Annotated in this window: 25 protein-coding genes; 13 read left to right on the plus strand and 12 right to left on the minus strand. The window is 44.1% G+C overall.

Features of this window, described 5'->3' with window-relative positions:
* Positions 1–116 precede the first annotated feature (116 nt).
* The 3 genes from map (at position 117) to ONE56_RS09735 (ending at position 4,256) form a co-directional block, all read left to right on the plus strand.
* Positions 117–995 (plus strand): type I methionyl aminopeptidase, encoded by an 879-nt coding sequence (gene map / locus ONE56_RS09725; RefSeq protein WP_331437760.1) that lies wholly within the window; start codon positions 117–119, stop codon positions 993–995.
* A 107-nt stretch (positions 996–1,102) separates the two neighbouring features.
* Positions 1,103–3,727: a bifunctional uridylyltransferase/uridylyl-removing protein GlnD gene (glnD, locus tag ONE56_RS09730; protein ID WP_423839756.1), complete on the plus strand. Its 2,625-nt coding sequence runs from the start codon at positions 1,103–1,105 to the stop codon at positions 3,725–3,727.
* A gap of 145 nt (positions 3,728–3,872) precedes the next feature.
* Positions 3,873–4,256 (plus strand): DUF3461 family protein, encoded by a 384-nt coding sequence (locus ONE56_RS09735; protein WP_331437761.1) that lies wholly within the window; start codon positions 3,873–3,875, stop codon positions 4,254–4,256.
* A 111-nt stretch (positions 4,257–4,367) separates the two neighbouring features.
* Here the strand turns inward: ONE56_RS09735 and truC are convergent, their stop codons facing one another.
* Both truC and ONE56_RS09745 read right to left on the minus strand, forming a co-directional pair.
* Entirely contained in the window at positions 4,368–5,129 is a 762-nt protein-coding gene (gene truC, locus ONE56_RS09740) for a tRNA pseudouridine(65) synthase TruC (protein ID WP_423839757.1), read from the minus strand.
* A gap of 5 nt (positions 5,130–5,134) precedes the next feature.
* On the minus strand, positions 5,135–5,449 hold the full coding sequence (locus tag ONE56_RS09745) for a YqcC family protein (protein WP_423839758.1): 315 nt from the start codon (positions 5,447–5,449) through the stop codon (positions 5,135–5,137).
* Between the two features lie 76 nt (positions 5,450–5,525).
* Between ONE56_RS09745 and ONE56_RS09750 the strand changes: the two genes are divergently transcribed.
* Together ONE56_RS09750 and ONE56_RS09755 are read left to right on the plus strand one after the other, a co-directional pair.
* Complete coding sequence (locus tag ONE56_RS09750; RefSeq protein ID WP_423839759.1) at positions 5,526–6,563, plus strand: DUF3549 family protein; 1,038 nt, start codon at positions 5,526–5,528, stop codon at positions 6,561–6,563.
* Between the two features lie 3 nt (positions 6,564–6,566).
* The gene (locus ONE56_RS09755; protein ID WP_084735844.1) at positions 6,567–6,866 is read left to right on the plus strand and encodes a DUF3301 domain-containing protein; all 300 of its coding nucleotides are present in this window, start codon (positions 6,567–6,569) and stop codon (positions 6,864–6,866) included.
* On the opposite strand, the gene ONE56_RS09760 is transcribed toward ONE56_RS09755, so the two are convergent.
* Positions 6,826–7,311 (minus strand): GNAT family N-acetyltransferase, encoded by a 486-nt coding sequence (locus ONE56_RS09760; protein ID WP_041156017.1) that lies wholly within the window; start codon positions 7,309–7,311, stop codon positions 6,826–6,828. The two genes, ONE56_RS09755 and ONE56_RS09760, sit on opposite strands and share 41 nt — an antisense overlap.
* Positions 7,312–8,267: 956 nt before the next feature.
* Between ONE56_RS09760 and ONE56_RS09765 the strand changes: the two genes are divergently transcribed.
* Both ONE56_RS09765 and ONE56_RS09770 read left to right on the plus strand, forming a co-directional pair.
* On the plus strand, positions 8,268–8,561 hold the full coding sequence (locus ONE56_RS09765) for a hypothetical protein (protein WP_423839760.1): 294 nt from the start codon (positions 8,268–8,270) through the stop codon (positions 8,559–8,561).
* Positions 8,558–9,001, plus strand: coding sequence for a YaiI/YqxD family protein (locus ONE56_RS09770; RefSeq protein ID WP_041156015.1), 444 nt, complete (start codon positions 8,558–8,560; stop codon positions 8,999–9,001). The genes ONE56_RS09765 and ONE56_RS09770 overlap by 4 nt, the downstream gene beginning before the upstream one ends.
* Positions 9,002–9,091: 90 nt before the next feature.
* On the opposite strand, the gene ONE56_RS09775 is transcribed toward ONE56_RS09770, so the two are convergent.
* Together ONE56_RS09775 and ykgO are read right to left on the minus strand one after the other, a co-directional pair.
* Complete coding sequence (locus tag ONE56_RS09775; RefSeq protein ID WP_331437763.1) at positions 9,092–10,678, minus strand: AbgT family transporter; 1,587 nt, start codon at positions 10,676–10,678, stop codon at positions 9,092–9,094.
* 234 nt (positions 10,679–10,912) lie between these two features.
* Positions 10,913–11,038 (minus strand): type B 50S ribosomal protein L36, encoded by a 126-nt coding sequence (ykgO, locus tag ONE56_RS09780; protein WP_423839761.1) that lies wholly within the window; start codon positions 11,036–11,038, stop codon positions 10,913–10,915.
* Between the two features lie 127 nt (positions 11,039–11,165).
* Here ykgO and tsaA point away from each other — a divergent pair, with 127 nt between their 5' ends.
* The 5 genes from tsaA to ONE56_RS09805 all read left to right on the plus strand — a co-directional run bounded on the left by tsaA (position 11,166) and on the right by ONE56_RS09805 (position 15,212).
* Positions 11,166–11,861: a tRNA (N6-threonylcarbamoyladenosine(37)-N6)-methyltransferase TrmO gene (gene tsaA, locus ONE56_RS09785; protein ID WP_423839762.1), complete on the plus strand. Its 696-nt coding sequence runs from the start codon at positions 11,166–11,168 to the stop codon at positions 11,859–11,861.
* A gap of 112 nt (positions 11,862–11,973) precedes the next feature.
* The gene (locus ONE56_RS09790; RefSeq protein ID WP_331437766.1) at positions 11,974–13,695 is read left to right on the plus strand and encodes a proline--tRNA ligase; all 1,722 of its coding nucleotides are present in this window, start codon (positions 11,974–11,976) and stop codon (positions 13,693–13,695) included.
* A gap of 338 nt (positions 13,696–14,033) precedes the next feature.
* Positions 14,034–14,702, plus strand: coding sequence for a tellurite resistance TerB family protein (locus ONE56_RS09795; protein ID WP_423839763.1), 669 nt, complete (start codon positions 14,034–14,036; stop codon positions 14,700–14,702).
* Between the two features lie 112 nt (positions 14,703–14,814).
* Positions 14,815–15,024 carry a YaeP family protein gene (locus ONE56_RS09800; protein WP_331437768.1) on the plus strand — a complete coding sequence of 70 codons (210 nt, stop codon included), beginning with the start codon at positions 14,815–14,817 and terminating at the stop codon, positions 15,022–15,024.
* The gene (locus ONE56_RS09805; protein WP_041156010.1) at positions 15,021–15,212 is read left to right on the plus strand and encodes a DUF4250 domain-containing protein; all 192 of its coding nucleotides are present in this window, start codon (positions 15,021–15,023) and stop codon (positions 15,210–15,212) included. The genes ONE56_RS09800 and ONE56_RS09805 overlap by 4 nt, the downstream gene beginning before the upstream one ends.
* 101 nt (positions 15,213–15,313) lie before the next feature.
* Here ONE56_RS09805 and ONE56_RS09810 read toward each other — a convergent pair whose 3' ends face one another.
* The 3 genes from ONE56_RS09810 to ONE56_RS09820 form a co-directional block, all read right to left on the minus strand.
* Positions 15,314–16,678 (minus strand): sodium-dependent transporter, encoded by a 1,365-nt coding sequence (locus tag ONE56_RS09810; protein WP_423839764.1) that lies wholly within the window; start codon positions 16,676–16,678, stop codon positions 15,314–15,316.
* A gap of 257 nt (positions 16,679–16,935) precedes the next feature.
* Entirely contained in the window at positions 16,936–17,679 is a 744-nt protein-coding gene (locus ONE56_RS09815) for a YggN family protein (protein ID WP_041156009.1), read from the minus strand.
* 60 nt (positions 17,680–17,739) lie between these two features.
* Positions 17,740–18,219: a GreA/GreB family elongation factor gene (locus tag ONE56_RS09820; RefSeq protein WP_041156008.1), complete on the minus strand. Its 480-nt coding sequence runs from the start codon at positions 18,217–18,219 to the stop codon at positions 17,740–17,742.
* Positions 18,220–18,295: 76 nt separating this feature from the next.
* Here ONE56_RS09820 and ONE56_RS09825 point away from each other — a divergent pair, with 76 nt between their 5' ends.
* Entirely contained in the window at positions 18,296–20,221 is a 1,926-nt protein-coding gene (locus ONE56_RS09825) for a RecQ family ATP-dependent DNA helicase (RefSeq protein ID WP_423839765.1), read from the plus strand.
* 59 nt (positions 20,222–20,280) lie between these two features.
* Here ONE56_RS09825 and dinB read toward each other — a convergent pair whose 3' ends face one another.
* The 4 genes from dinB to torS all read right to left on the minus strand — a co-directional run bounded on the left by dinB (position 20,281) and on the right by torS (position 25,779).
* Complete coding sequence (dinB, locus tag ONE56_RS09830) at positions 20,281–21,342, minus strand: DNA polymerase IV (RefSeq protein WP_423839766.1); 1,062 nt, start codon at positions 21,340–21,342, stop codon at positions 20,281–20,283.
* A gap of 317 nt (positions 21,343–21,659) precedes the next feature.
* Positions 21,660–21,860, minus strand: coding sequence for a hypothetical protein (locus tag ONE56_RS09835; protein ID WP_423839767.1), 201 nt, complete (start codon positions 21,858–21,860; stop codon positions 21,660–21,662).
* Between the two features lie 351 nt (positions 21,861–22,211).
* A complete protein-coding gene (gene cspE / locus ONE56_RS09840) occupies positions 22,212–22,424 on the minus strand; it encodes a transcription antiterminator/RNA stability regulator CspE (protein WP_041156006.1) in 213 nt (70 codons plus the stop codon).
* Positions 22,425–22,815: 391 nt separating this feature from the next.
* Complete coding sequence (gene torS / locus ONE56_RS09845; protein ID WP_423839768.1) at positions 22,816–25,779, minus strand: TMAO reductase system sensor histidine kinase/response regulator TorS; 2,964 nt, start codon at positions 25,777–25,779, stop codon at positions 22,816–22,818.
* Between the last annotated feature and the right edge of the window lie 119 nt (positions 25,780–25,898).

The following is a 25,898-nucleotide window of genomic DNA, read 5'->3' on the forward strand; positions in this document are numbered from 1 at the left end:
CTATTAGTCAAATAAGAATGACTCATATTCTTAACTCACTTGGGTTCACCACATGTTGTCTGTTAGAATGCCGCCATTCGCACGCATAAGTGCTATCGAATAAGTAGAGAAAACCAATGTCAATCAAGATTAAAACCGCTGAAGAAATCGAACGCATGCGCATCGCTGGTAAGCTTGCCGCAGAAATTCTAGAAATGATCGAGCCACACGTCCAAGTCGGCGTTACGACAGAAGAACTCAACAAAATCTGTCATGAATACGCTCTAGAAAAAGGCGCGTATTCTGCTCCCCTTGATTACCATGGGTTTCCTAAATCTATTTGTACATCGATCAACCATATCGTATGTCACGGTATTCCTGCTGAGAAAGATGAAATCGGTAGCAATGGACAAACCAAACCGGCCGTACTGAAAGATGGTGACATTATCAACATCGATATCACGGTTATCGTCCCTAACGATGAGAATGCAGATTTAAGTGTTCGTCCTCAAGGCTACCACGGCGACACATCAAAAATGTTCTTAGTTGGTGACGTTTCTCCAGCGAATAAACGCTTGTGCATGGTCACTCAAGAAGCGCTTTACGTAGGTATGCGCACAGTAAAACCTGGCTCAACCGTGGGCGACATTGGTACAGCGATCGAGAAGTACATCAAAGAAAACAATAAGAACAACCCGCGTAACAAGTTTTCAATCGTGAAAGACTTCTGCGGCCATGGTATCGGTGATGAATTCCACGAAGAGCCACAAGTTGTTCACTATAAGAATAAAGATCGCCGCGTACTCAAAGAAGGCATGTGTTTCACGATCGAGCCTATGATCAACGCAGGCAAGTTTGGTTGCAGTGTCGATGCTGAAGATGACTGGACGGTATACACAGGTGACGGTAAAAACTCAGCGCAGTACGAACACACGATAGTGGTCACTAAAGAAGGTTGTGAAGTCCTCACACTGCGTAGCGATGATACGATCCCTCGCCTGATGAAAAACGCCTAAATGTTTTGATGGCCCACTATTTTATATCCCCGCTCATGCGGGGATATTTTTTATCTGCCAAAGATTTGTTAAATTGCTTTAATTAGTCGCTTGCACGGATAGCAAATATGTCACTACAGTCCCCTTTAGCGTTGACCGATGAACAGATCAACGTTGTTGAGCTTAAACAAGAGCTCGAGAAGTTCAGCTCTGATCAAATACAAGACTTCATCAACCACCAGCCGGTCACGGATCTAGTCCTCGCCCGAGCCAAGTACATGGATCAACTGCTGGCTCGCCTATGGAACCATTTTGGCTTCAATGAGATCTATAATATTTCCCTGGTTGCGGTCGGTGGTTATGGGCGTGGTGAGCTGCACCCATTATCAGACATCGACATCCTTGTATTGTCGAATAACAAACTACCATCGACGCTCGAAGCAAAAATCAGCGAGTTCATCACCCTTTTGTGGGATTTAAAACTTGAAGTCGGACATGCTGTTCGTACTGTCAAGGAATGCGCAGAGATTGGTCGTGATGATTTGACGGTTGCCACCAACCTTCAAGAAGCTCGGTTATTATGTGGCAGCGAGGATACCTATCAAGCGCTTAAAGAAGTGGTCCTCTCTGATTCTTTTTGGCCAAGCGAAACCTTTTATCGAGCTAAAATTCAAGAACAACGAGAACGCCACGCTCGTTATCACGATACAACATACAACCTAGAGCCAGACATTAAGTCTACCCCTGGGGGACTGCGTGATATCCATACGTTAAGTTGGGTCGCACGCCGTCACTTTGGCGCGACCTCTTTGCTGGAAATGAGCAAGTACGGATTTTTAACGGATGCTGAGTACCGTGAACTAGTCGAGTGTCAGGACTTTCTCTGGCGTGTTCGTTTCGCCTTACATATGGAGTTACGTCGATACGATAATCGTCTGACCTTTGCTCATCAGGCACAAGTCGCAGAAAATCTGGGCTACGTTGGTGAAGGCAATCGCGGCGTTGAGATGATGATGAAAGAGTTTTACCGAACTCTTCGCCGCGTGGCAGAGCTAAACAAAATGCTGCTCAAACTGTTTGATCAAGCGATCATCAACGGTGGTGTAACTGTCGATGCTGTCATTATTGATGCCGATTTCCAGCGCAGAGGGCCATTAATTGAAGCTCGTAAGCCTGCCCTATTCCAAGCTCGACCAGAAACCATTCTGGATATGTTTATACACATCGCCAATGACTCAACCATCGAAGGGGTGAGCCCTCCTACCCTACGTCAGTTAAGAACCGCTCGCCGTCGTCTGAACAAGTTTTTACATACGATACCAGCAGCGCGTGAAAAGTTTATGGCGTTATGTCGTCACCCAAATGCACTACACAAAGCGTTTACTTTAATGCACAGACTGGGGGTAATGGCTGCGTATTTACCGCAATGGAGCCAAATCGTGGGTCAGATGCAATTTGACTTGTTCCACGCCTATACGGTTGATGAACACAGTATGCGATTGCTCAAGCACATTAACCGCTTCAGTGATCCAGAAAACCACGAAAAGCACCCTATTTGTTGTGACATTTACCCTCGAATGCAAAAAAAAGAGCTGTTGATCATTGCGGCCATTTTTCACGATATTGGCAAAGGCAGAGGGGGTGATCACTCGGTAATTGGTGAAGGAGAGGCTTATGACTTCTGTATAGAACATGGCTTGTCCAAACCTGAAGCCAAACTCGTCAGCTGGCTGGTTAGACATCACTTGCTTATGTCTGTAACGGCGCAGCGCCGGGATATTTACGATCCAGACGTGATTACAGAATTTGCTAAAAAAGTACGCGATGAAGAATCACTTGAGTACCTCGTTTGCCTAACTGTCGCTGATATTTGCGCAACAAACCCAGAACTTTGGAATGCCTGGAAACGTACATTGCTAGCAGAACTGTTCTACTCAACTCAACGAGCTCTTCGACGAGGCTTGGAAAACCCAGTCGATGTTCGTGAGCGTATTCGTCACAATCAGCAAATGGCTTCCGCAATGTTGCGTAAAGAAGGATTCGCTGCACGAGAGATTGAGGTACTATGGCAACGCTTTAAAGCCGACTACTTCCTGCGTCATACTCATACTCAGATTGCGTGGCATTGTGAACACTTACTACGGATGGATGACGCCAGTAAGCCACTGGTGTTGATCAGCAAAAAAGCGACGCGAGGCGGTACGGAAGTGTTTGTTTATAGCAAAGATCAGCCGGCTCTGTTTGCGACCGTTGTTGCTGAGCTCGACCGTCGCAACTTCAACGTCCATGATGCGCAAATCATGACCAGTAAAGATGGACACGCGATCGATACTTTCATTGTTCTCGATCAGCAAGGGGAAGCCATTGATGAGACCCGTCATGCTGCGGTCATTAAGCACCTAACCCACGTGTTAGAAGATGGACGCCCGACCAAGATTAAAACGCGTCGCACACCGCACCAGCTTCAACACTTTAATGTCAAAACCAAAGTGGACTTTTTGCCCACAAGAGGGAAAAAACACACTTTAATGGAATTTGTCGCATTAGATACTCCGGGCTTGCTAGCGAGAGTAGGACGTACTTTTGCCGATTTGAACATCAATATTCATGGCGCAAAAATAACCACCATTGGTGAGCGCGCAGAGGATTTGTTCATCCTGACCAGCGACGCTGGGGGAAGATTAAGTGAAGAACAGCAGGATGAACTACGTAAAATCCTTGTCGACAAACTGTCTGACTCTGACCCTGCGTAGTTGTAGATAATAAAACCAGGAGTGAGCAAGGTTGATAGAGATCTTGCCCACAACTTGTTCGATTAGATTAAAAAGTCGCTATCTAGCGCACAAATAGGCTGCTAAAGTTATTACTGAAATTATTTCAGTAAAATAGAGGTAGCCTATGTATCCACACCTCACTGGTTTGGGCATCCATGATCCAAAACAGATTGAACGTTACTCCCTTCGTCAAGAAGCTCACAAAGACGTACTAAAGATCTACTTTCTTAAGCAACCTGGCGAACTCTTCGCTAAAAGTGTCAAGTTCAAATACCCACGTCAAATTAAAAATGTGCTTGTGGATAGCGGCAGTCATCGATATCGAGAAGTGACAGAAATCAACCGTAACCTCACGCTCGTTATTGATGAACTCAATAAAATAACTCGACCAACAAAAGCACCCGAAACAGACGTGAAAGAAAAAATCCTCTCGGATCTTCGTCACCTAGAAAAAGTGGTATCAAGCAAAATAGCTGAAATTGAAGCCGATCTCGAAAAGCTCAAATAACAACGACGTTCATACCTCCAGAATTCAAATAAACGGTATTTAAGTAAAAAAGAGGTGGATACTAATTCCCACCTCTTTTGCATTGCGCTCTGCTCACTTATTCATTGAGCACTAGACTACGTCATCCCACCCAAAGCGCTCAAATAGCCCTTGCCATGTTTCATCAAAGTTCGCTTTCATCATCATGCTTTCCCCAGTAAAAGGGTGCACAAATTGAAGTTCTGATGCATGCAACAACAGGCGATGTGACACAAACTCATCACGGAAAAGTTTATTGTGTTTACCATCGCCGTGCGAAGTATCCCCGACAATTGGGTGACGTAAGTGCGCCATATGACGACGCAACTGATGCTTACGCCCAGTCTTAGGTTTCATTTCAATCAAGCAATAACGTGTCGTCGGGAACTTCCCCGTAGAATAAGGCACTTCGACTTTAGCGAGTGGCTTGTATGCGGTGACCGCGTCTTGCGCTTCTTTATTCTGGGAAGCAAACTTATCCGCAATCTTATCCAACTCAACTTTTAATGCGTAATCTAATACGCCCTCTTCCTCAATCCAGCCACGAACGATTGCGTGATAGGTTTTTTCCATCTTGTGTTCGGCAAACATTGGCATGACCTGGGAAGCCACTTCACTAGACAGAGCAAAAACCAAAACGCCTGACGTTGGACGATCTAAGCGGTGCAGAGGAAAAACATGCTGGCCAATCTGGTCACGTAAAGTTTGCATCACGAATTGCGTCTCGTGTTTATCTAACCAACTACGATGCACTAACATTCCTGCGGGCTTATTTACCGCGACAAAGTATTCGTCTTGATAAACGATCTCCAACTCAACGGGTGCCAAAGAGATTGCGGTTTCTTGTTCAGTCATACAGATTACTTACATAATTCGTCAATAGAGTGGATGGTAATAAGTAGCTCAGAATATTGCGGAGCTTGCTTCCATGCCTCTGAGAAATAAGGCCCAATGGCGAACCCTTTCGGCAAAGGCTGGTTGTGTTCAATCATTGCACGCATTCTTGCAATAAATATCCACTGCAACCACTCATGGGGATGCAATGTATCAATCGCAAACGGCTCAACACTTTGCAACGCTTGCACCGATGGCTTTGATTGTTGCCAAAGGTCATACTGTTGCAATTGCTGTTCAAGTTGGTGAAGTAAGTCGACCAATTGGGTATTTGTTGCCATTAATTCTGTCTCGAACCTTGAATTAGCCAATAATGATACCATTTCTTGTGAAAAGAACGTTAGGACGTCGTATTTAATGGAAAACCTACATACCCTCACCCAACTGCTGAATAACAGCAATTGTGATTACCAGATCTTCGACCTTGGCCGCCGTATCAAGACCATCGATAAGCTGCAATTTATCGATATAGAAAAAGGTCAGTGCCCTTATCCATTCCCAATGCAACGCAAAGCTCACTTAGCGATAGCGTACTGGAATGAACAGAAACAGCCTTGGATTTGGTTTTTGAAATTCGAATTGGACGAGCGCGGTCTGTTAAAACAAGCCGATATAGGAAACTTCATCAAATATGTCGTCGAGGCAATGGGGACACGCCTGAGTGATGACATGTCAGAGAAACAGCAACAAAAGCTGTCTAACAACCCTTATACTTTCAAGCCATCCGAAGACAAAATGGCCGTATTCCATAGCCAAGTTCGTGCATATCTCGATCTTCCTACTAGCCAATACTATGAGCACGCCCAACACTACTTTTCTGGGGGACTGGGATGGGATAATTGGCAAACCGTTGGCTTGCAAGGCATTACAGATATGGCGGCGAGACTTGAAAGAGAGCAAAACACGGTTACGCTGCGCAAAGCCCTCAAACATCTGCCCAACGAGCCTTTATATGCGTTATTAGGCGCTCTCGAGCATGTGGAATTGCAAGAACGACTCGCTCAACGCATCGCTGAAAAAGCACAACAGGAAATCGACAGCAGTGAGCCTGATCTATTTCTGCTCGCAGCGTTAATACGTGCACTAGCTGGAGCACCAAACAAAACAGCGCTTCCCGTACTAGAGGCGATACTAAAAAGTCCGCGATTCAGCCATCAAGAAGTTCTGATTGGCGTCGCAGGTCGTGCCTGGCACTTATTGGCAAGTAAAGACATTGCCGAGCAGTTTTTATTACGCCTCGCACAAACCGGCAATCAAGCGTTGTTCAATCAGTTATTTGCAGATTTAGTCATGTTGCCTGAGCTGAGAATGGTATTGTTACCCTTGCTTCATTCTAATCCATCTGAAGAGTTAGCTCATGCACTGTTGAGCTTACAACAGGCAACCAAAGGATAAACAATGATTGGTGATCTGTTAGCAATTTTAAGTTTGTGTTTTTTCTGCTTTCTTTTTTGGCAGCAGAGACGCCAATCTGAGTTAGCCAAAGCCGCGATTACACGCAAATGCGATCAACTGGAACTTCAATTGGTTAGCATTGCCTTTGGCGCTCACAAATTAAAAACGCCAGACGGGCGCTGGCGTTGGCATACAGTGTATCACTTCGAGTTTTCTTCTCTTGGTGATGATTGCTACCAAGGTCATTTAACCATGGTCGGATTCAGGCCGCAGAACTTTCATTTGCCGCCCCATCGTTTATAAATACCATCTCAAAGTAAGGGCCATACATGTCCTTACTTTCACCTTTTTTCACAAACCCCAGCTTTTCTAAAACAGCGATCGGCGCATGATGACGACTGTTCACATTAGCGGTTACTTTGTGAAGGTTCAATTCTCGACACGCCTTAGGGAAAAATGCTTTCAAAGCCTCAGTGGCCAATCCTTTCCCCCAGTAGGTTTTATCAAAAATAAAGCCCAATTCCGGTTCTGAGTTCAAATGAGCAATAAAAATATGACCCATATAGTCTCGGCTACGACTTTCTAACACAGCCAAGCTATAAATATTTTCATCGTCCAGCATTTCATCAAATGCTTGCTTAGCTGAAGCGACTGTGAGAGGACCGTTCATTTCCGCTCGGTTTTTTGCACAGCAATTCAGCATGACAAATTCGAGTTGTAATGATTCAGTATAAGGTAGAAGAAACATTCTTCTGGTTACTATGGCCACATCTGTTCCTTGATTACAGCAAACCTAATTTATATCCGCATACCCAAGCTAACAAGTACAAGGGAATGGCGAGACATCATGTCTTTATCTAGAAGCCGAAAAATGATACCAACTGGTTGGAAAGAAAACATGCCCAGTATTGAGTGCAAGCAAATATAACGTTGTTCTAATAATGTACTGTTATATGGTCGATTTTATACTTTTAAGACGAATTCGGTTAGCAACAAATGTGTAGGAACATTCCTTTTAACGGTAAGCGTGATTGTGCTCATAATAAGAAAAACCCCGATACGCTGGTATCGGGGTTATAGTCTTACTTGCAGCAGTCCGGCTACTCATTATGCTCCATGCATCATCCGTAATAGTGGCTGAATCCGTCAGCTTAATCCTTGCATCGCCGTCCTAGCGGTGTCCTTATCATCCTGAAAGCTAACATTCCCCGTTAGCGCACATCACTTGTTCCTTGAGCGGTGTCCCTGGCATCTTCCTGATGCGGTCCTAATCCTCAATCCTATGAGGGGTCCATTGTCTTTCCTTAGTCATCAACATCCTATTGATGATTGTGTCCTTACAATGTCCTTCGCTCCATGCTGATTATTCATCCTAAATAATCAAATCGTCTTCCTGACGATAACCAAGTCCTTGGCTGTTTCCTGTTCCGTGTCTGCTTCCTGCTGACAAGTTCTAATTTACCCTTTTTCCTTCCATTCGCAATCTACGTGAAAAAAATATTTTAATCCCCCTTCAAGCGGAAAATAAATTTTTCCTTTACTATCAAAACTTTAAAAATAAAAAGAACATTTTAACTGATAGCGAAAACGTTTTCTCTCACAACTGGTGTGAGAGATCTCTTACAACCCCCTTTCCAAATTGCCATTCGCCAAAATCAATGACACAACGTATGATGTTAGAAGCCATTTTAGTAGGGACCAAAAATGTTAACTCAAGACGTCACTAAAGAATTAGAAGCAGTGATGACACAGCTGCAACAACAAGGCAAAGAGCCAACTGTCGCATTAGTAAAAGCACGCATGAAAACGCCTGTGCCGATGCCTGCGATCATTGCCACAATCAAGAGCTGGAAAGGCACCAACCGAGTGCCAAAGATTGAAATTGCCGCATCAAGCACGCCAGAACAAACTCGAATTACAGAACTGGAAGCCGTTGTTGCGACATTGACGGCACGAATTGATGCTTTGGAAGCAAAACTGAATGAGAAAAAATCATGAAGCTTTGGATTGATGCTGATGCCTGCCCTAAAGTGATTAGAGAGACCATTGTTCGCGCAGCAGAACGAACCGGAGTTGAGTGTACGTTCGTCGCCAACCATGTCGTTCCCGTTCCTAAAAGAGCCAACATTCACTCGCTTCAAGTACCAGCGGGGTTTGATATCGCTGATAACGAAATCGTAAAACGGGTTGAAGCGAATGATTTGGTGATTACCTCTGATATTCCGTTGGCGGATGAAGTGATCACAAAAGGGGCATTGGCATTGAGCTCTCGAGGGGAGCTATTTACAAAAGACACGATCAAAGCACGCCTTAATGTTCGCGACTTTATGGAAACGATGCGTTCAAGTGGTATTCAAACTGGCGGTCCTGCCGCACTGTCTCAAACTGATCGTCGTGAGTTTGCCAACCACTTAGATAGAATATTAGCGAAACGCTAAACATCAGCCTTCTATCAAACACAGCCTCTTAAATGACAAAAAGCCCGCGCATTCGCAGGCTTTTTTCGATCTGTGTGAGGAACACTCTTACTAAGGTGTGTAGTACGTCGCCGCACCTGGACCGACAGGTAGACCGAAGACGAATACCCATAGGTAGAACAACACGCTCCAACCCACAATAAAGCAGATTGAGTAAGGGAGCATGGTCGCAATGAGCGTACCAATACCAAGATTCTTCATGTAACGAGTCGCCACCGCCAGAATCAGACCAAAGTAGCTCATCATTGGGGTGATGATGTTGGTGGTTGAATCACCGATACGGTAAGCCGCCTGGATAGTTTCAGGAGCATAACCTACCAGCATTAACATCGGGACAAAGATAGGCGCTGTGACAGCCCACTGTGCTGACGCAGAACCAATCATCAGGTTAATGAAGCCACACATCAGGATGAATGCGAAGAACAGCATTGGGCCAGTCAGACCGATGTTCTGCAAGAAATCAGCGCCTGCTACAGCAAACACTTGACCGAAATTCGTCCACTTAAAGAAAGCGACAAACTGAGCGGCGAAGAAGACCAGTACAATGTACATGCCCATTGAAGACATGGACTTCGACATCGCATCAATGACATCACGATCCGTTTTCATTGTGCCGACAACTTTACCATACACAAAGCCTGGAATAGCAAAGAATACGAAGATAAAGGCTACGATACTCTTCAGGAATGGCGAACCTGCTACGGTACCGGCATCAGAGCGTAGCACGCCGTCTGCTGGAACAATTGTCCATGCCAATAGCGCTGATACTGCAAGAACCGCAATACCCGCCATCTTCAGACCTTTCTTCTCTTGATCTGTTAAGCCGCCCATCTTGTCGTTAGACAAATCTTCTGCCGCTTCTTCTTCACTGTATTTACCAAGCTTTGGCTCAACGATTTTTTCGGTCACAAAGGCACCGGTAATCGCAATAAAGAAAGTTGAAACGAACATGAAGTACCAGTTTACTTCAGGACCTACCGTATAAGTAGGATCAATCATCTGTGCTGCCGTTTCAGTAATACCTGAAAGCAGTGGATCAACGGTGCCGATAAGTAAGTTTGCCGAGTAACCACCGGATACCCCCGCAAAGGCTGCTGCCAGACCAGCGAGAGGATGACGTCCTAGAGAGTGGAAAAGCATTGCGGCGAGTGGAATCAGTACCACATAACCTAGCTCAGAAGCCGTATTCGAGATAATACCTGCAAACACTACCGTGACCGTCACCATGCGTTGTGACGCCCCCATGACTAGGCCACGCATTGCTGCTGAAAGAAGCCCTGAGTATTCCGCGATCGCAACACCGAGCATCGCAACCAATACGGTACCTAACGGAGCAAAACCAACAAAGTTTTTCACCAAGTTAGTCACGATAAGTTGTAAGCCTTCAGCGTTGAGTAGGCTGACTACATGAATCATACCATCCGCGGAACGACCACTTGCCCCTTCAGGGCGAGGGTCCACAACCGAGACTTCGAAGTAACCTGCAATACCCGACATCACCAGAATGGCTAAACAGAAAATGGCAAATAGTGTGATCGGATGGGGCAATAGGTTCCCCAAATATTCGACAGTATCTAAAAAGCGCGTGAACAGCGACTTTTTAGGCGAGTTTTGTTTAATTGAAGCAGATGAACTCATCTGTTCCCTCCTTGTTTTTATTCCTGTGCAAAAATGACAAAGATGTCAAAAAGCGAGAGGAGGGTACTCGAGCAATAAGTTAAAACAAAAGTCAAAAAGGTTACAAAGTGTAAATTAAAGTCGAATAATTAACCACTAAAATACACAAAAACCAGATTATTCATCCATATAAAAACCAACAAGTGACATTATAAATTGTGACATAACTAGCATTGCACCAAATTGTTCTACGCTTTATTTCTGTACCGCTTTAAACCTTGGGTTTGTTTTACATAGGACGTATAACCGCCCTATTCGCTTCACTACTTGGCAATCAGGATGACGGCGTAAAGCACTTTTCAATGATTTCACAACTTTCATTCTTTACTCCGAATATCTTCAATCTTGCTGTTACATTATGCCGTACCAACCGACAGTTATTATCAATAATAAAAGCAAGCAAAATTTGTGATATTTTTGATGTAAATAAATCCAGAAGATACCAACTATGTATTCCATTGAGCCTATCGGCATCATTGAAAGCCCATACAAAGAAAAATTCGCAGTACCGCGTCAACCACGCTTAGTTCCCTGTGCCAAAGCCAGAGTCCAATTAGTAGGCGAAGCGAATAGCCCAGAAGCGGTTCGAGGCTTAGAACATTTCTCTCATGTATGGCTGCTATTTTTATTTGATAAAAACTTAGCAGCCGGTTGGAAACCGACCGTTAGACCGCCTCGTTTAGGCGGTAACAACAGAGTAGGCGTCTTTGCTTCTCGATCAACGTTTCGCCCCAACGGCATTGGTATGTCCGCCGTTGAGGTCAAAGGAATCAGCAAAAAAGGGGACCAAATATACCTTGAACTAGGTAGTGTCGACTTAGTCGATGGAACACCGATTATCGATATTAAACCCTATATCCCCTACTCAGATTCCATTCCAGATGCACAAGGTGGCTACGCAACCGAGGAACCAGACAAAGCACAGGTTACTTTTTCACCATCGGCATTGACGATACTGGAGAAGCACGCCGATACTGAATATATGCTCTCCCTGATTGAACAAGTTCTAGCACAGGATCCACGTCCTGCTTACAAGAAAAATAAGCCGGACGACAAAGAATACGCGGTAAATTTGTGCGATATGAACGTGAAGTTTGTTGTATCAGATAACTTAATAACCGTTACCGCGATTGAAAGCTTTTGACGAAGCCAATTGGCTGATATTATAGACGGCTAATTATTTTCCCATTGTGGGATCGACATACACAGATCAACCTTGGAACTGTGTATTTAACTTAAATAAACGGATAAATTTAATGCGTACCAGTAATTATCTTCTTTCAACTCTGAAGGAGACTCCAAACGACGCAGAAGTAGTGAGCCATCAGCTCATGCTACGTGCAGGTATGATCCGTAAGCTGGCTTCAGGTTTATACACCTGGCTACCTACTGGTCTACGTGTACTGCGTAAAGTCGAAAACATCGTTCGTCAAGAAATCGACAATGCAGGCGCAGTCGAAACGTTGATGCCCGTTGTTCAGCCGTTTGAACTATGGGAAGAGACAGGTCGCAGCGAAAAAATGGGCCCCGAACTGCTGCGCTTCGCTGACCGTCATGAGCGTCCGTTTGTTCTCAGCCCAACAGCTGAAGAAGTGATCACTAGTCTGGTGCGCAATGAAGTAAGTTCTTATAAACAGCTTCCATTAAACTTGTATCAAATCCAGACAAAATTCCGAGACGAACGTCGCCCTCGTTTTGGTGTGATGCGTGCTCGTGAATTCTCAATGATGGATGCGTACAGTTTTGATATAGACAAAGCAGGCCTGCAACAGTCCTATGATGCAATGCACGATGCATACTGCAAAGCATTTGACCGTATGGGCCTAGATTACCGCCCTGTACTAGCAGACAGTGGCGCAATCGGTGGCAGCGGTTCTCAAGAGTTCCACGTACTGGCAGAAAGCGGTGAAGACCTCATTGCATTTTCGACTGAGTCAGACTACGCAGCAAACCTTGAAAAAGCAGAAGCGTTAGCACCTGTCGATGCCGCACCTGCACCGACTCAAGAAATGACGCTGGTCGACACACCAAACGCAAAAACCATCGCGGAATTGGTAGAACAACATGGCCTGCCAATCGAGAAAACCATCAAGACGTTATTTGTTAAAGCGTCTGATGAGGTTGAGGCGCCAATCATTGCGCTTCTTGTTCGCGGTGACCATGAACTCAACGAAGTCAAAGCAGAGAACCTTCCGCAAGTTGCTGCTCCATTAGAAATGGCAACAGAAGAAGAGATCCGTGCTCTTGTCGGCGCAGGTCCTGGTTCTCTTGGCCCTGTTGGTCTAAAACTACCGTTCATCGTTGACCGTAGCGTTGCAGTAATGAGCGACTTTGGCGGCGGTGCAAATATCGACGACAAACACTACTTCGGTATCAACTGGGGTCGTGATGTAGAGCTTGGTCAAGTAGAAGATCTACGCAACGTAGTTGAAGGCGATCCAAGCCCATGTGGGCAAGGCACGCTTCAGCTTAAACGCGGTATCGAAGTCGGTCATATCTTCCAACTTGGAACGACCTACTCTGAAAAAATGAACTGTAACGTATTGGGTCCTGACGGTAAGAGCGTCACACTGGAGATGGGTTGTTACGGCATTGGTGTATCACGCGTTGTTGCGGCCGCAATCGAACAGAACCACGATAAGTACGGTATCATCTGGCCTGACGCGATTGCACCATTCCAGGTTGCCATCGTTCCAATGAACATGCACAAGTCAGAAGAAGTCAAAGAAGCGGCTGAAAAGCTATACGCTGAATTGACTGCAATGGGCATTGAAGTGCTGTTTGACGATCGTAAAGAGCGCCCTGGTGTCATGTTCTCAGACATGGAGTTGATCGGTGTGCCACATACGGTGGTTATCGGTGATCGCTCAATGAAAGAAGGCAACTTCGAATACAAAAACCGTGCGACTGGTGACAAAACACCAGTACCGATGACGGATATCGTAGAGCATCTTAAGTCTCAACTGAAACTTAAGTAATTCCGTCGCGATTTCCATGTGATGTCATCGCAAACTAAATAAGAAGGTTGGCTTTTGTCAACCTTTTTTATTATACCAATCACAGTAAATAAGTGATCAGAAATAGCGTAGGAAAAATGCTTGAGAACAAGGCGCAATTTTTCGATAAGTAGTTATTCTACAATCAACCTACTTTATAAACGAAAAGGCAACGAAGTTATCGAGTATTTTAGCAAGCTAGAATGACCAGTTATTTACTACGATTGGTATTACTCACTCGCCTTCCCTATTCACGTCGTTAATCTTTGGTTCAGCTTTTTATTAGTACACTGCTCTCATCATCAATAAGGAGGTCAGTTATGGATCTAAAAAGTCTTCTAAATCAAGCTCTCAAGTCTGACTTACTCAAGCAAGGTGCCGATGCGTTGGGCCAAAAAACCAGTAATACCAAATCACCATCAAACTCAAATAACCTCAAAACGCTAGGAGCAGGTGCGATAGGCGGCGGTCTTATCGGTATGCTAGTGGGCTCAAAGAAAAGTAAAAAGATGACAAAGAAAATAGGCACAGGCGCATTGAAAGTCGGTGGAGCGGCCGCACTTGGGGCTCTGGCCTACAAAGTTTACAACGACTGGCAAGCGAAGCAGGAAATGCATGGCACTCATGAAACGTTTGACCCAGAAGACAGTAAACACAGTGTATTGATCTTAAAAGCGATGATTGGTGCTGCAAAAGCCGATGGACATGTCGACGAAGAGGAGATGAGCCACATTGAGCAAGCCTTAGTAGACATGGGGGCAGATGATCACGTTCGTCATTTAGTGCATCAAGAACTAAACAAACCGCTCGATCCTGCCGAAATCGCCAATCAGGCAACGTCCCCTCAACAAGCGTCAGAAATTTATCTCGCGTCTTTAATTGTGGCTGATGAACAAAATTTCATGGAAAAGTCATACTTACAAGAGCTGGCCAAACAGCTTCAGCTTTCACCAGAGGTGACAAAGCAATTGGAATTACAGATTCAGTGATTAAATATCGCTCAATTCACGCCTCAACTTGAGCCAAAACAATGCTCTTCTTTGAGTTTCAAAACCGCTGTGTGTATATTTGAGAACAGTGATCACTTTTAAGGAATATGGCATGCAAGTATATGGCTGTTGTGAAATGGTTCGTGAACTTTGGGCTCAAATCGGTAGTGGCGATCAGGCCTATATACCTCAGGCAATTGCTTGTGCAGTAAAAGCACTCAATGACATTGCAGCAGATGAGTCTCTTCCCCTAGAAACGCGCGAAAAAGCCGCTTTTGCTGCCGCGAACTTGCTGATTTCTGATTTTGAGGACAAGCAATGAACCTAGCAAACTTTGAGTCGATGGATACGGTGATGCTGATGAGCATCGTTAACATGAAATTGCGTGATGATTTTAACGGTGATCTCGATAAGCTAGTGGCTTTCTTTGACATAGACCGTACCGCATTAGAAGCGAAACTCGCCTCTGCTGGGTTTGACTATCTGCCGGAGGCAGGTCAGTTCCGTTAGTCTCCTTTACGGCGGGGTAAGCAATACAAAAAGGGCTTGATGAAACCATCAAGCCCTTTCCTTTGCCTACGTCTTTTTAAACGAGACATTATTGCGGTTACTTAGCCAAATGAAGCCCAAATTACCGTCGCAACGAGCACCGGACAAACAAACTTCACATACACTGGCCATAACTTACCAAACCAACCTTGGCTGAATTCTGGGAAGCCCTGTTCAAGCTCCTTAACTTTGGAGTGACGACTCCATACCCAGCCACCAAACAAACAGAATAACAATGCCGCCGTTGGCTGAAGATACTGAGTGGCAACCGTGGCGACCAAACCAAACATTTCACCAAAGTTATAGACGATGACCACACTAAACAGAGCAATCAAACCGCCCAGCACCCAGCTTGTAATGCCACGTTTGGTATTAAAACGTTCACTCACAAGCGCAACCGGACACTCCAACATCGAGATCGAAGATGTCAGCGCCGCAATAGTCAGTAGCAAAAAGAACACAATAGAGAACAGTTGACCCAGTAAACCTAAGCTATCGAACATCAGTGGCAATACGGTAAAAACTAACGTGTCTGAGCTGAGAAGAGAGCCATCATCCGCGTAAATCTGGACACCTTTTTGCATCGCGACAAACATCGCTGGCATCACAACCAAGCCGGCAATAAACGCCACTGCGGTGTCTACTAACGTCACGTTCATGGCCATCTTTGGCAGGTTCTCTTTCTTACTTAAATAAGAGCCGTAGATAAGCATCGAACACCCACCAATCGTCAGCGAGAAGAACCCCTGCCCCATCGCCGCCAACATCAGCTTTCTATCCCATATTTTATCAAAATCAGGGACCAAATAGTGCTTAAGGCCTTCCATTGCACCGTTTTGCGTCATGATATATACAAACAGCAATGCAAACAGCACAAACAGAGCCGGCATTAGACGCGTTGACCACTTTTCGATACCTTGTTTAACGCCACCTTGTACGATCAAAACGGTGAGAATATAAAAAACAATCGTACCAAATAAGTTACGCTCGACACTAAAGCCTTTAAACCACGCAGTCAGTGCTTCCATACCCATAATGTCGGTGATTGCGCCAAGTAAAAAGCAAATCAACCACCCCCCAACAATCGAGTAGAACGCCAATACGGCACTCGGGACACTAAGGCCAATCCAGCCAACAAGTCCCCCCAGTTTTTTGCCTATAGGGTTCGGGGTTAACGCACGCATACTGTCTACTGGGTTCGCTTGACCATGACGACCAATCGCCATTTCGACCACCAGCATTGGGAAAGCGACGATAAGAATCAGCACTAAATAAACCAACAAAAACGCACCGCCGCCGTTACTTGCTGCTTGCGTAGGGAAGCCCCAAATGTTTCCCAAACCCACAGCTGCGCCCGCGGCCGCTAAAATGAATCCGAGACGAGAGCCAAAATGCTCGCGAGGCTGAGAAGATGTCTGTTGTGTCATACCACTCACACAAAATATCAATGAACTAGTTAGCTAGTACAATATAGAAATATCAACTAAGCAGCAATAGGAACTAGGTTAAATACTCGACAATCGGGACCGTTAACAGACATTCAGTTTGTAAAGTTATACATACATCTCAGTTTAATTCGAAATGAAAAAAGAGCGCCAATGGCGCTCTTAGTTGTTTACTTATAGGAAATAGGTCTCGCTCAAGCCCTATAAGTAGGGAGAGACAAGTGCCTAACGCTCTTAATTTAAATTGTAAACACTCGGTAGTCGTTGAGTTCTGGAATTTTCTTCAGCAAATCATTTTCTTCATCAGCCATATCATCCAATGACTCACAAAGATCGTCTGCTTGCTTCTCGACTTTTTTCGAATGCTCTGCAAGACGTTGTTCAACTTTCGCACTGAGCTCCGCCATCGCTTCCGACAACGCAGTAAGGTTTAAACCACCATCGTCCTGCATCTTAGTCGACAATGCGGCAAACGTACTTGAAAGAAACTCTTTATTGAAAATTTCTTGTGCTTTTTCGAAATCATCAGTCCAGCTTTTAGTCATCGACTCAAAGCTATCTGCGGGAAGAATGAAATCACCATCTTTGTAATAGCGGGATTCAATATCTTCAAAAAATGCCTTGATAGACACTTTGACGTTGTCGTAAGCATTGGGCGCATCCAAACTTTTGGCAATGTCGTCTATAATGTCATTGGCCAGTTCCAAACCATCACTTGCTAATTGTTTTACCTGAGGAATATAGGCATTCATTTTGTCACGATAGTCGCCAATCGCCGCTTTTTGGTCAGCGTCGAGTTCAATGGACTCACCCTTGATCACTAAGTTACCATCCTCATCCACTACAGCCGTATCACCGCTTGTTTGGCGAATTTCAAGACTTTGTCCGTCCATACGAACTTCATTATGGATGTCTACGCGACATTGAGCTGAGTAGCCACCAAAACTGATCAGCAGCAGAGAGAGCGTAAGCAGTTTGTTCATATATTTCTCTTTAGTTCTAAATAACCCTGTTAAACATAACACTGACTTATCTTTCTGGTGTCAGCAAACCGTTACAATTTCATAACCAATTGTTTTTGAGTCGATGTGAATACTGACCTCTTCGTCTTGCTCTTTTCCGATCAAAGCGCGTCCAAGCGGAGAGCTCGCCGTTAATACGAAGACCTCTTTTCCTTGCCATTCAACCATTAAGCCACCGGAACATGGCCCTATGAAAAAGTGCCGCTCGTGTTCCTCTTCATCAACGAGAACAACATAAGCACCAACATTGATCGGACAATCGGTAAAATCACGACTCGCTAATGATCGATACTGGCGTAGCTCTCCTTCACTTTCTTGCACGCGCATCGCTTGACCATGAGCTAGATAAGAAGCCTCTAATGCTAACGTATCGTATTTATGCTCTGGAACCGTCTCCTCATCCGTCGCGGCGTCAATCGCTCGCTGGGTAGAAGCCTGCGCAATGTGAAGTTTTTCTTCCAATTGTTGAATGATTATTTGGACTAGATCTGCTTTGTTCATACTTTTAAGACGCGTTGTTGGCCTACAGATTATGGTATTGTGAGCGAGTTTATCACTAAATTAAGGTTTCCCTATTATGCAAAGTGTCCAATTGCAGCAAACACTTCAATCGGTTTTTGGCTTCGACTCATTACGTTCAGGTCAACAAACCGTCATTGAAGCAGTAATGAAAGGTCACTCTGCCGCTGCAATCTTTCCCACAGGTTCAGGTAAATCACTTTGCTATCAATTACCCGCTACCCAATTACCTCATTTGACATTAGTGATATCCCCTCTTCTCGCACTCATGAAAGACCAGCTTGGTTTTCTGAAAAACAAAGGGATTGCCGCCGCTTCCATCGATAGCAGCCAAAGCCGAGAAGAAACGCAGCAAATCATGGCAGGGGTAAAAAATGGACACATCAAGATACTGATGATCTCGGTAGAAAGACTAAAGAACGAACGCTTTCGCGAGTTTATTCGTCAGATCCCGATTTCATTGATGGTGGTAGATGAAGCGCACTGTATCTCTGAATGGGGTCACAACTTCCGTCCCGATTATCTGAAGCTGCCGCAATATCAACGCGAACTGAATATCCCTCAGTCTTTATTGTTGACTGCTACTGCCACACCCGCAGTCATTGACGACATGCAGCAGAAATTCAATATCGCGAGGGAAAATATTACCGTAACTGGCTTTTACCGTCCTAATCTAGATATATCGGTGATTCCTTGCCAAGAGTCGGAAAAGCAAACCCAACTCAACGACATCATCGCAGCAGCGCCAAAGCGACCAACCATCGTTTATGTCACTCAGCAACAAACCGCTGAGTACGTGGCAAAATCGCTCATCCATATTGGTATTAACGCACATGCTTACCACGCTGGAATGAAGAGTGACATTCGCGAACAGATTCAATTGCAGTTTATGACCAGTCAAATCGACTGCATCGTCGCGACAATCGCGTTTGGTATGGGCGTTGACAAAGCGGACATTCGTCGTGTTATTCACTTCGACCTCCCCAAGTCTATTGAGAACTATGCACAAGAAATTGGCCGTGCCGGGCGTGACGGGCAACGCTCCGAGTGTATTTTGCTGGGGAATGCATCAGGCTTAATGGTATTAGAGAACTTTGTTTACGGCGACACGCCTGAGCTAAGCGCGATTAATTATGTCCTGCAGCAAGCGCGTGAACATGCTCCTCAATGGGAAGTGGTTCCCCTACGTTTATCTCGCGATAGTAATATTCGCCAGTTGCCTTTGAAAACACTGCTCGTATATTTAGAACTCAAAAAAGTTATCAAAGCAAAATACAGTTATTTCGCTGATTATCGCTTCAAGTTCATTAAAGAACAGTCTTTTATTACCAGTCAATTTCAAGATGAACGCCGCCAGTTCGTCGAGGCGATTTTTACTTGCTCCAGCAAAGCGAAAGTGTGGTGCCAAGTGGATATGGAAGCGTTATGGATCAACTACCGTGCTGAGCGAAGTCGAGTGGTTGCTGCTTTGGATTACTTCCACCAAAAGGGATGGATCGAACTAGAGAGTAAACAGCTGACTGATGTCTATTCCGTTCTACCCATAGAAATGAGCAATGAATCCCTCACCCAAGAGTTATATCAACTGTTCCAGTCCAAAGAGAACAAAGACATCGAACGCATCCGCACAATGTTGGATTTGTTTCAATCTTCACACTGCTTAAGTTATCAATTGGCTCACTATTTTGCCGACTTTAATGCGCCTACTCACTGTGGTCACTGCTCGGTATGTCGTCAGAAGGTTGCCGTTTTTCCTACCGAAAGTAAGCCTGAGCCAGAAATCGAGCAAGTGGAGGTTTGGATTAACGAGTACGTGCAATTGTCTCCAACAACCATCAGCCACGATGCTGTCGCGAGATTCTTATGTGGCATCAGCACACCGTTAGTTAGCCAACTAAAAGCGACCAAATTATCCGGTTACGGTGCAATGGCGAATGTGTCATTCGAAAAGGTGAGACAACAAGTCGAAGCCATACGATCTTAAAAGGGTTAACCAACCAGCTTGTCATGTGGGTAGAGTAGCAGTCTACTCAAATGACACTATCACCAGTTCAGGCTTATCTGCGTATTAGATTGACTTTCCTTGGGCTCTAAACCAACCGACAAACCAATCAAACGAATGCCACGCCCATTCGCTCGTGACAAACCTTCCTTTAGCAGCTCTAAGAAAAAAGACTTATCAAGGCGATTGAATTTGTGCTCTATGGTGGTTTGTTGGAAGTCATCAAACTTGAACTTAAGACCTTGCCGTATGATATTTTTATCATTCGCGATCTTATTAAACCGCCTCTCAAGCTCTAGGTACAACAAATCAATCGCTTGTAAGCATTCTTGTTCAGTATGAATATCTTTAGCAAAGGTTCGCTCCACGCCCAACGACTTCCTTATTCTCGTTGGCGTAACCTCTCTTCCATCAATACCATGGCAACGCTGCCATAACGAGCTGCCAAACTTACCAAACTGTTTCAATAGCTGATGTTGATCATAATTTTTGACATCAACACCTTTATACAACCCCAAACTGTTTAATTTATTGAGTGTTACTTTACCTACTCCTGGAATTTTGCCTAAGTCTAACGCCTCGACAAAGCTTTCTATTTGGTCCGGTGTGATAACACAAATTCCATTTGGCTTATTGATATCTGACGCTACCTTAGCCACAAACTTGATGGGGGCAACGCCTGCACTTGCAGTAAGGTTTAACTCTGACTCAATAGACTGACGAATATCCTCAGCAATGAGTGTGGCTGAGCCTTTAAATAATGGGGAGTCACTAACATCAAGGTAGGCTTCATCAAGCGACAAAGGCTCGATAAGATCGGTGTAGCGAGAGAAGATCTGGTGAATCTGCCTGGATACTGCTTTGTACTTATCCATGTTACCCGGGATAACCTTGAGATGAGGGCAAAGCTTTAAGGCGTGGGCTGTTGCCATTGCAGAGCGAACCCCATACTCTCGCGCTATATAATTACATGTAGAAATCACACCACGACGATCCTGAGAGCCTCCAATGGCTAAGGGGATCGTTCTTAGTTCAGGGTTGTCTCTCATCTCGACCGCAGCGTAGTAGCAATCGAGATCGATGTGAATTATTTTACGAGTCATATCTTTTTTACAGCGGTGTAACACGCTGGCACTCACCAAGCACTGTTTATAAAAACAGTATAATCAATCCTTGTTGAGTATGCATTAAAAATTGACCGAAACCAGTCCCAGCCTGGAGTGACGGTCTATCGCTAGATTCTGACTTTCAACGTTTTTAGTCTTGAGAGCCCTTTATATTCAACTGTTCTCAAGATTCAGAACTTCATTAAGGTGAAAGCTCATGACGTTTACATGAATGCGGAGGGCAAAGACGGTAATGATGAACAAAAAGTGTTTAAGTAAGTTTTTATAAAGAAGGTGAAAACCACTGCAGATTATTAGTTTTTATTAATATACCTTTCAGCATTAGCAAAAAGTTTATCACATACTTTTTTCTGAGTTATATACTCAGACGTACCTTCTACCATAGTATCAAGAATTTCTTTAGCGTCTTGGTAGCTTTTCGCCATGACAGCAAAACGCTCTTCAAAGTTGTTTTTTTGTGTTTTTTTGCTCGACTTTCTTACTGGCTTTCTCATATCTTTTTCTACCTTATCGATCCCAAAGCAATCTTTGTTCTCGTTTTAACAAAATATTTTCGATTTTTCTTGTCTTATGAACGCTGTCAAAGCTTTCATTTGGACATATCAATTATCACCCTTCTCTTATCGACCTTTACTTTCAGGAGGTTTTTGTTCGTTAAATAAACAAACATGAGCAAAGAGGCGGGGATGTTCTCTAGGTAAAGCTTGTGGCTTCAATACGTTGTGAGTTAACCAACGTTTGGGTACAGGCCAGGCTCTTACTGTAATGAGGGGATTTTTATTCTCAATAATTAAGTATACAAATAAAAAGGTCTCGCCAAATAGGTGAGACCTTTTTAAAGAAACTTATGCTAACGTAACGTTGCCTGCTTGTGGGCCTTTGTTACCTTGTTCAACATTGAAAGACACTTTTTGGCCTTCAGCTAATGTTTTAAAACCTTCGCTAGCAATTGATCTAAAGTGAACAAATAGGTCTTCACCACCGTTATCAGGAGTGATAAATCCAAAACCTTTTGTTTCATTAAACCATTTTACTGAGCCAGTTGTTTTATTTGACATATATATCTCGATACATTGATTGAATTAAAAAGAAAGCTACTAAATAAGGAATGAAGAAAAAGGTATCGCAGGATAGACATGACGAAATTAATCGTAAAACTGAGAAAATCTTGAACTAAATATGTTATCAATAGCTCACTATTAGAGCTGACGACACTATACACTAAGTACACATAATAGATATACATTTCTTCATTAAATTTTATCACCTATAAAATCAACAACTTATAATAAAAATATTCGCAACATTTCAAGCTTAATTCAATTAAAATCGACAATATTATGGTTGTAAAACCGATATTCAATATGGGGATTACGCCTGAGCCTCACTCCAAATTCCAAATAGAGTCCATCAGTGCCGAACGGTGAAGCCGGCACGACGATAGATCGTCTAAGCGTTAATGAACGCTTGAAGTGCGCGCTGAGATGCTAATATCTGCTCATTCAGCTTGGCTTTGCATTGACAGTACTCGCTCACAGGTTCTGCCGCTCCCTCAATACGCTCACAGGTTTTCATTAAGGCGATTAACCCCAAACTTCCCGCACTGCCTTTTAGCTTATGAGCCAAGCTTTTCACGTTGGTATTGTCATTAAGGCTGGCTGACAACTCGAATTGTTCAAGGGCTTCTGAGCTGCTTTTTGCAAATAACTCGATAAGCAGCACGATTTTTTCTTTCCCTAGCACATCCAGGTCTGATTGAAGGACACTTGGTTCGATAATGTCTAATTCATCTTGATTTAAGAGTGTAGATTCCACTCTATGAGCGGTCATCATTGACTCTCTGCCATTAACCCTTTCAGTAGCGTCACAAATTTTACCTTGTGGAAGACGTCGTTGCTGATCATCTAATAACGTCTGTATTAAGCTCGCTAGTCGTTCTTTGGAAAGCGGCTTGGGTAAGTATCCATCAAAACCCGCGGCTAAGTAGCGTTCAACTTCCTCTGAAAATACGTGCGCGGATACCGCGACCATAGGCGTGGTTTTCAAATCATGGTTGTCCGCTCTAGTACGCTCTATCTGCTTAAGTTGCTGAATCAATTCTGCTCCATCACAATCTGGCAAATTAATATCCACCAATGCAATATCAAAGTTCTGCTCAGAAAAGCGTTTTTTGGCCTGTTGACCGTCTACTGCCAGCACAACCTCATGCTGCATACTTTCTAAAAAACCTTGAGCAACAATTCGATTTACTTCATTGTCTTCCACAAGTAATACTTTGGCACGCACGTTACAAGGCGAGCTGGCCACAATAGCAGCGTCTATGGCTTCACTAGGTTGTAATGGAACTGAAAACCAGAAACAGCTTCCATGACCTTGTTCGGAGTCAACACCTATCTTGCCATTCATCGCTTCGATGAGACGTTTACTAATAGCAAGTCCAAGACCCGTTCCTCCTGCTTGATTGCAGCCCCCTTGCGCCTGTGTAAAAGGTTCAAAGAGTAATTGTTGGTCTTTCTTAGTCAGACCAATCCCCGTATCGGAAACTTCAAACCGGATTAGGGATTCATCCACTGGATCGAGGCTAACGTAAATATCGACTTCTCCTTGCTCAGTAAACTTAATCGCATTGCCGACTAAGTTGTTCAGCACTTGACTGAGTCGGGTCATATCACCTTTCCAAAAGTGGTTAACATCACTTTCGATATGATAAGAGAAAAGCAGATTTTTCTCTTGCGCTCGACTCTTCATCAATTGATAACTTTCCTCTACCATTTGATGAAGATCGAAACCTTGATTGCGAATGTCTAAATGTCCGGCCTCAATTTTAGAGTAATCTAAAATATCGTTAATAATAGCCAGCAGTGTCTTACCACTGCCGTTGATGATTTCAGCGTATTGCCTTTGTACCGGACTTAACCCCGAATCTATCAGCAAACGAGCCGTTCCTAATACGCCATTCATTGGCGTGCGAATTTCATGGCTCATGGTTGCTAAGAAGGCTGTTTTCGCACGGTTTGCTTGTTCTGCTTGGTTGCGTGCTTTGGCATGATTTAATACCTCCTCGTTCAAGCGATCGTTTGCCTGCATTAACTGTGAGGTGCGTTTTTCGATAAGATTTTCGAGTTGCGACTTGTGAACTTCGAGTTCTTGTTTAGCTGCCGCTTCGCTCTCTGCTACAACCTTGAGTGCTTGTGCAGTATCCCTAGCGGTGATAATTGCCCGCCCCATATGCGCAAGTTCATCTTTTCCCTCAACGTTTACGTCTACCGCTAAGTTACCTTGTGCCACCGACAGCAGTGCAGATGAATACTCAGCTAGCCTTTTCACCACAGAAAGATACACCACTCGCCAAACAATCAGCACCAAAATCACTAAACTCAATATCGAAATGACCGTTAGTGACCATTGGGCTCGTTGCAGTGAATGAGTCAGTTCATCAATGGCGAACGTGGTTGCTTTATTAGAATTGTCGACCAATTCGCTCACGGTACGATTCAGTTCTGCAAACAACTCCAAGGTCTCTTGTTTAAGCTGTTGTGCCTGTTGATTATTTTCATATTTCTGAATGAGCATGGTGAACACGACTTTTCGCTTACCTAGCTCATCAATAAGTTCACTCATTTGCTTCGATCGTGTTGGGTCTTCTACCGCTAATACACGACGTTTCATAATGGTAAGATTAGTTAGAAACTCACTTTGTACTTGCTTTAAACGATCAATATTACTTAGCGTTCTTGCTTCTTCTGTTTGGTTAAGCATCTTGAAGGCAAGAAGGTGGAGTTGGTGCAGACGGTCCGCAAGATCTAAATCTACCTCGACAAGAGCATCAAGCGCCTGATAAGCGCGATTTTTGTCATTTGACTCCAGTAAATCATAAATATGGGTCACGTTCGCGACAGTGATGGTGCTGGTATTTTGTACCTGAGTCCGAGTGAGTTGCTCTAGCTCTTCACTGATTAGCCGCATGTCTTCAACGAGACGCTTTATCTCCTCGGTTAACGACAGCCTTCTCTCTACTGTTACACCTAGCTCGGCTAAATTATTAATCACACTTTGAACATGGCTTGCTAACGTATCCAATACCGCCGTATTAAACGTATCACTGCCTAAAGTTTGAATATGGTTGAGTAACGAATCCAGCTGTTCGAATACAACTCTACCTGCTTCCTTTCGTTCTCGCTCATTTTGCGCATTGGACAATATCTGCACTGAGGAAATGATTTGGGTGCTTAACTCTGATACCTGCCTAGCTTCGAGCATTGAGGGGATGGCAGTATCAACGACATTTCTTTCTGTCTTTGCAACCAAAGAGAAGCCTGATACACCAATAACTGTAGATATAATCACGAGGGTTGCCATCGCAATAAAAGACAACAACAGTTTACGACCGATGCTTGCAGGGGCTAACAGCATAAATGAATGACCTTAAGATTCACGTTAGTTTTGGGTTCGTTCACAACCATAACGGCGAGTATTGAGACAAATTTGCAGTTATTATTTCTGTACTTGTGCAAAGCCTAACGTTACTAAGC

Origin of the sequence: Vibrio mytili, assembly GCF_049563345.1 — a bacterium.
GTDB classification, from domain to species: domain Bacteria; phylum Pseudomonadota; class Gammaproteobacteria; order Enterobacterales; family Vibrionaceae; genus Vibrio; species Vibrio mytili.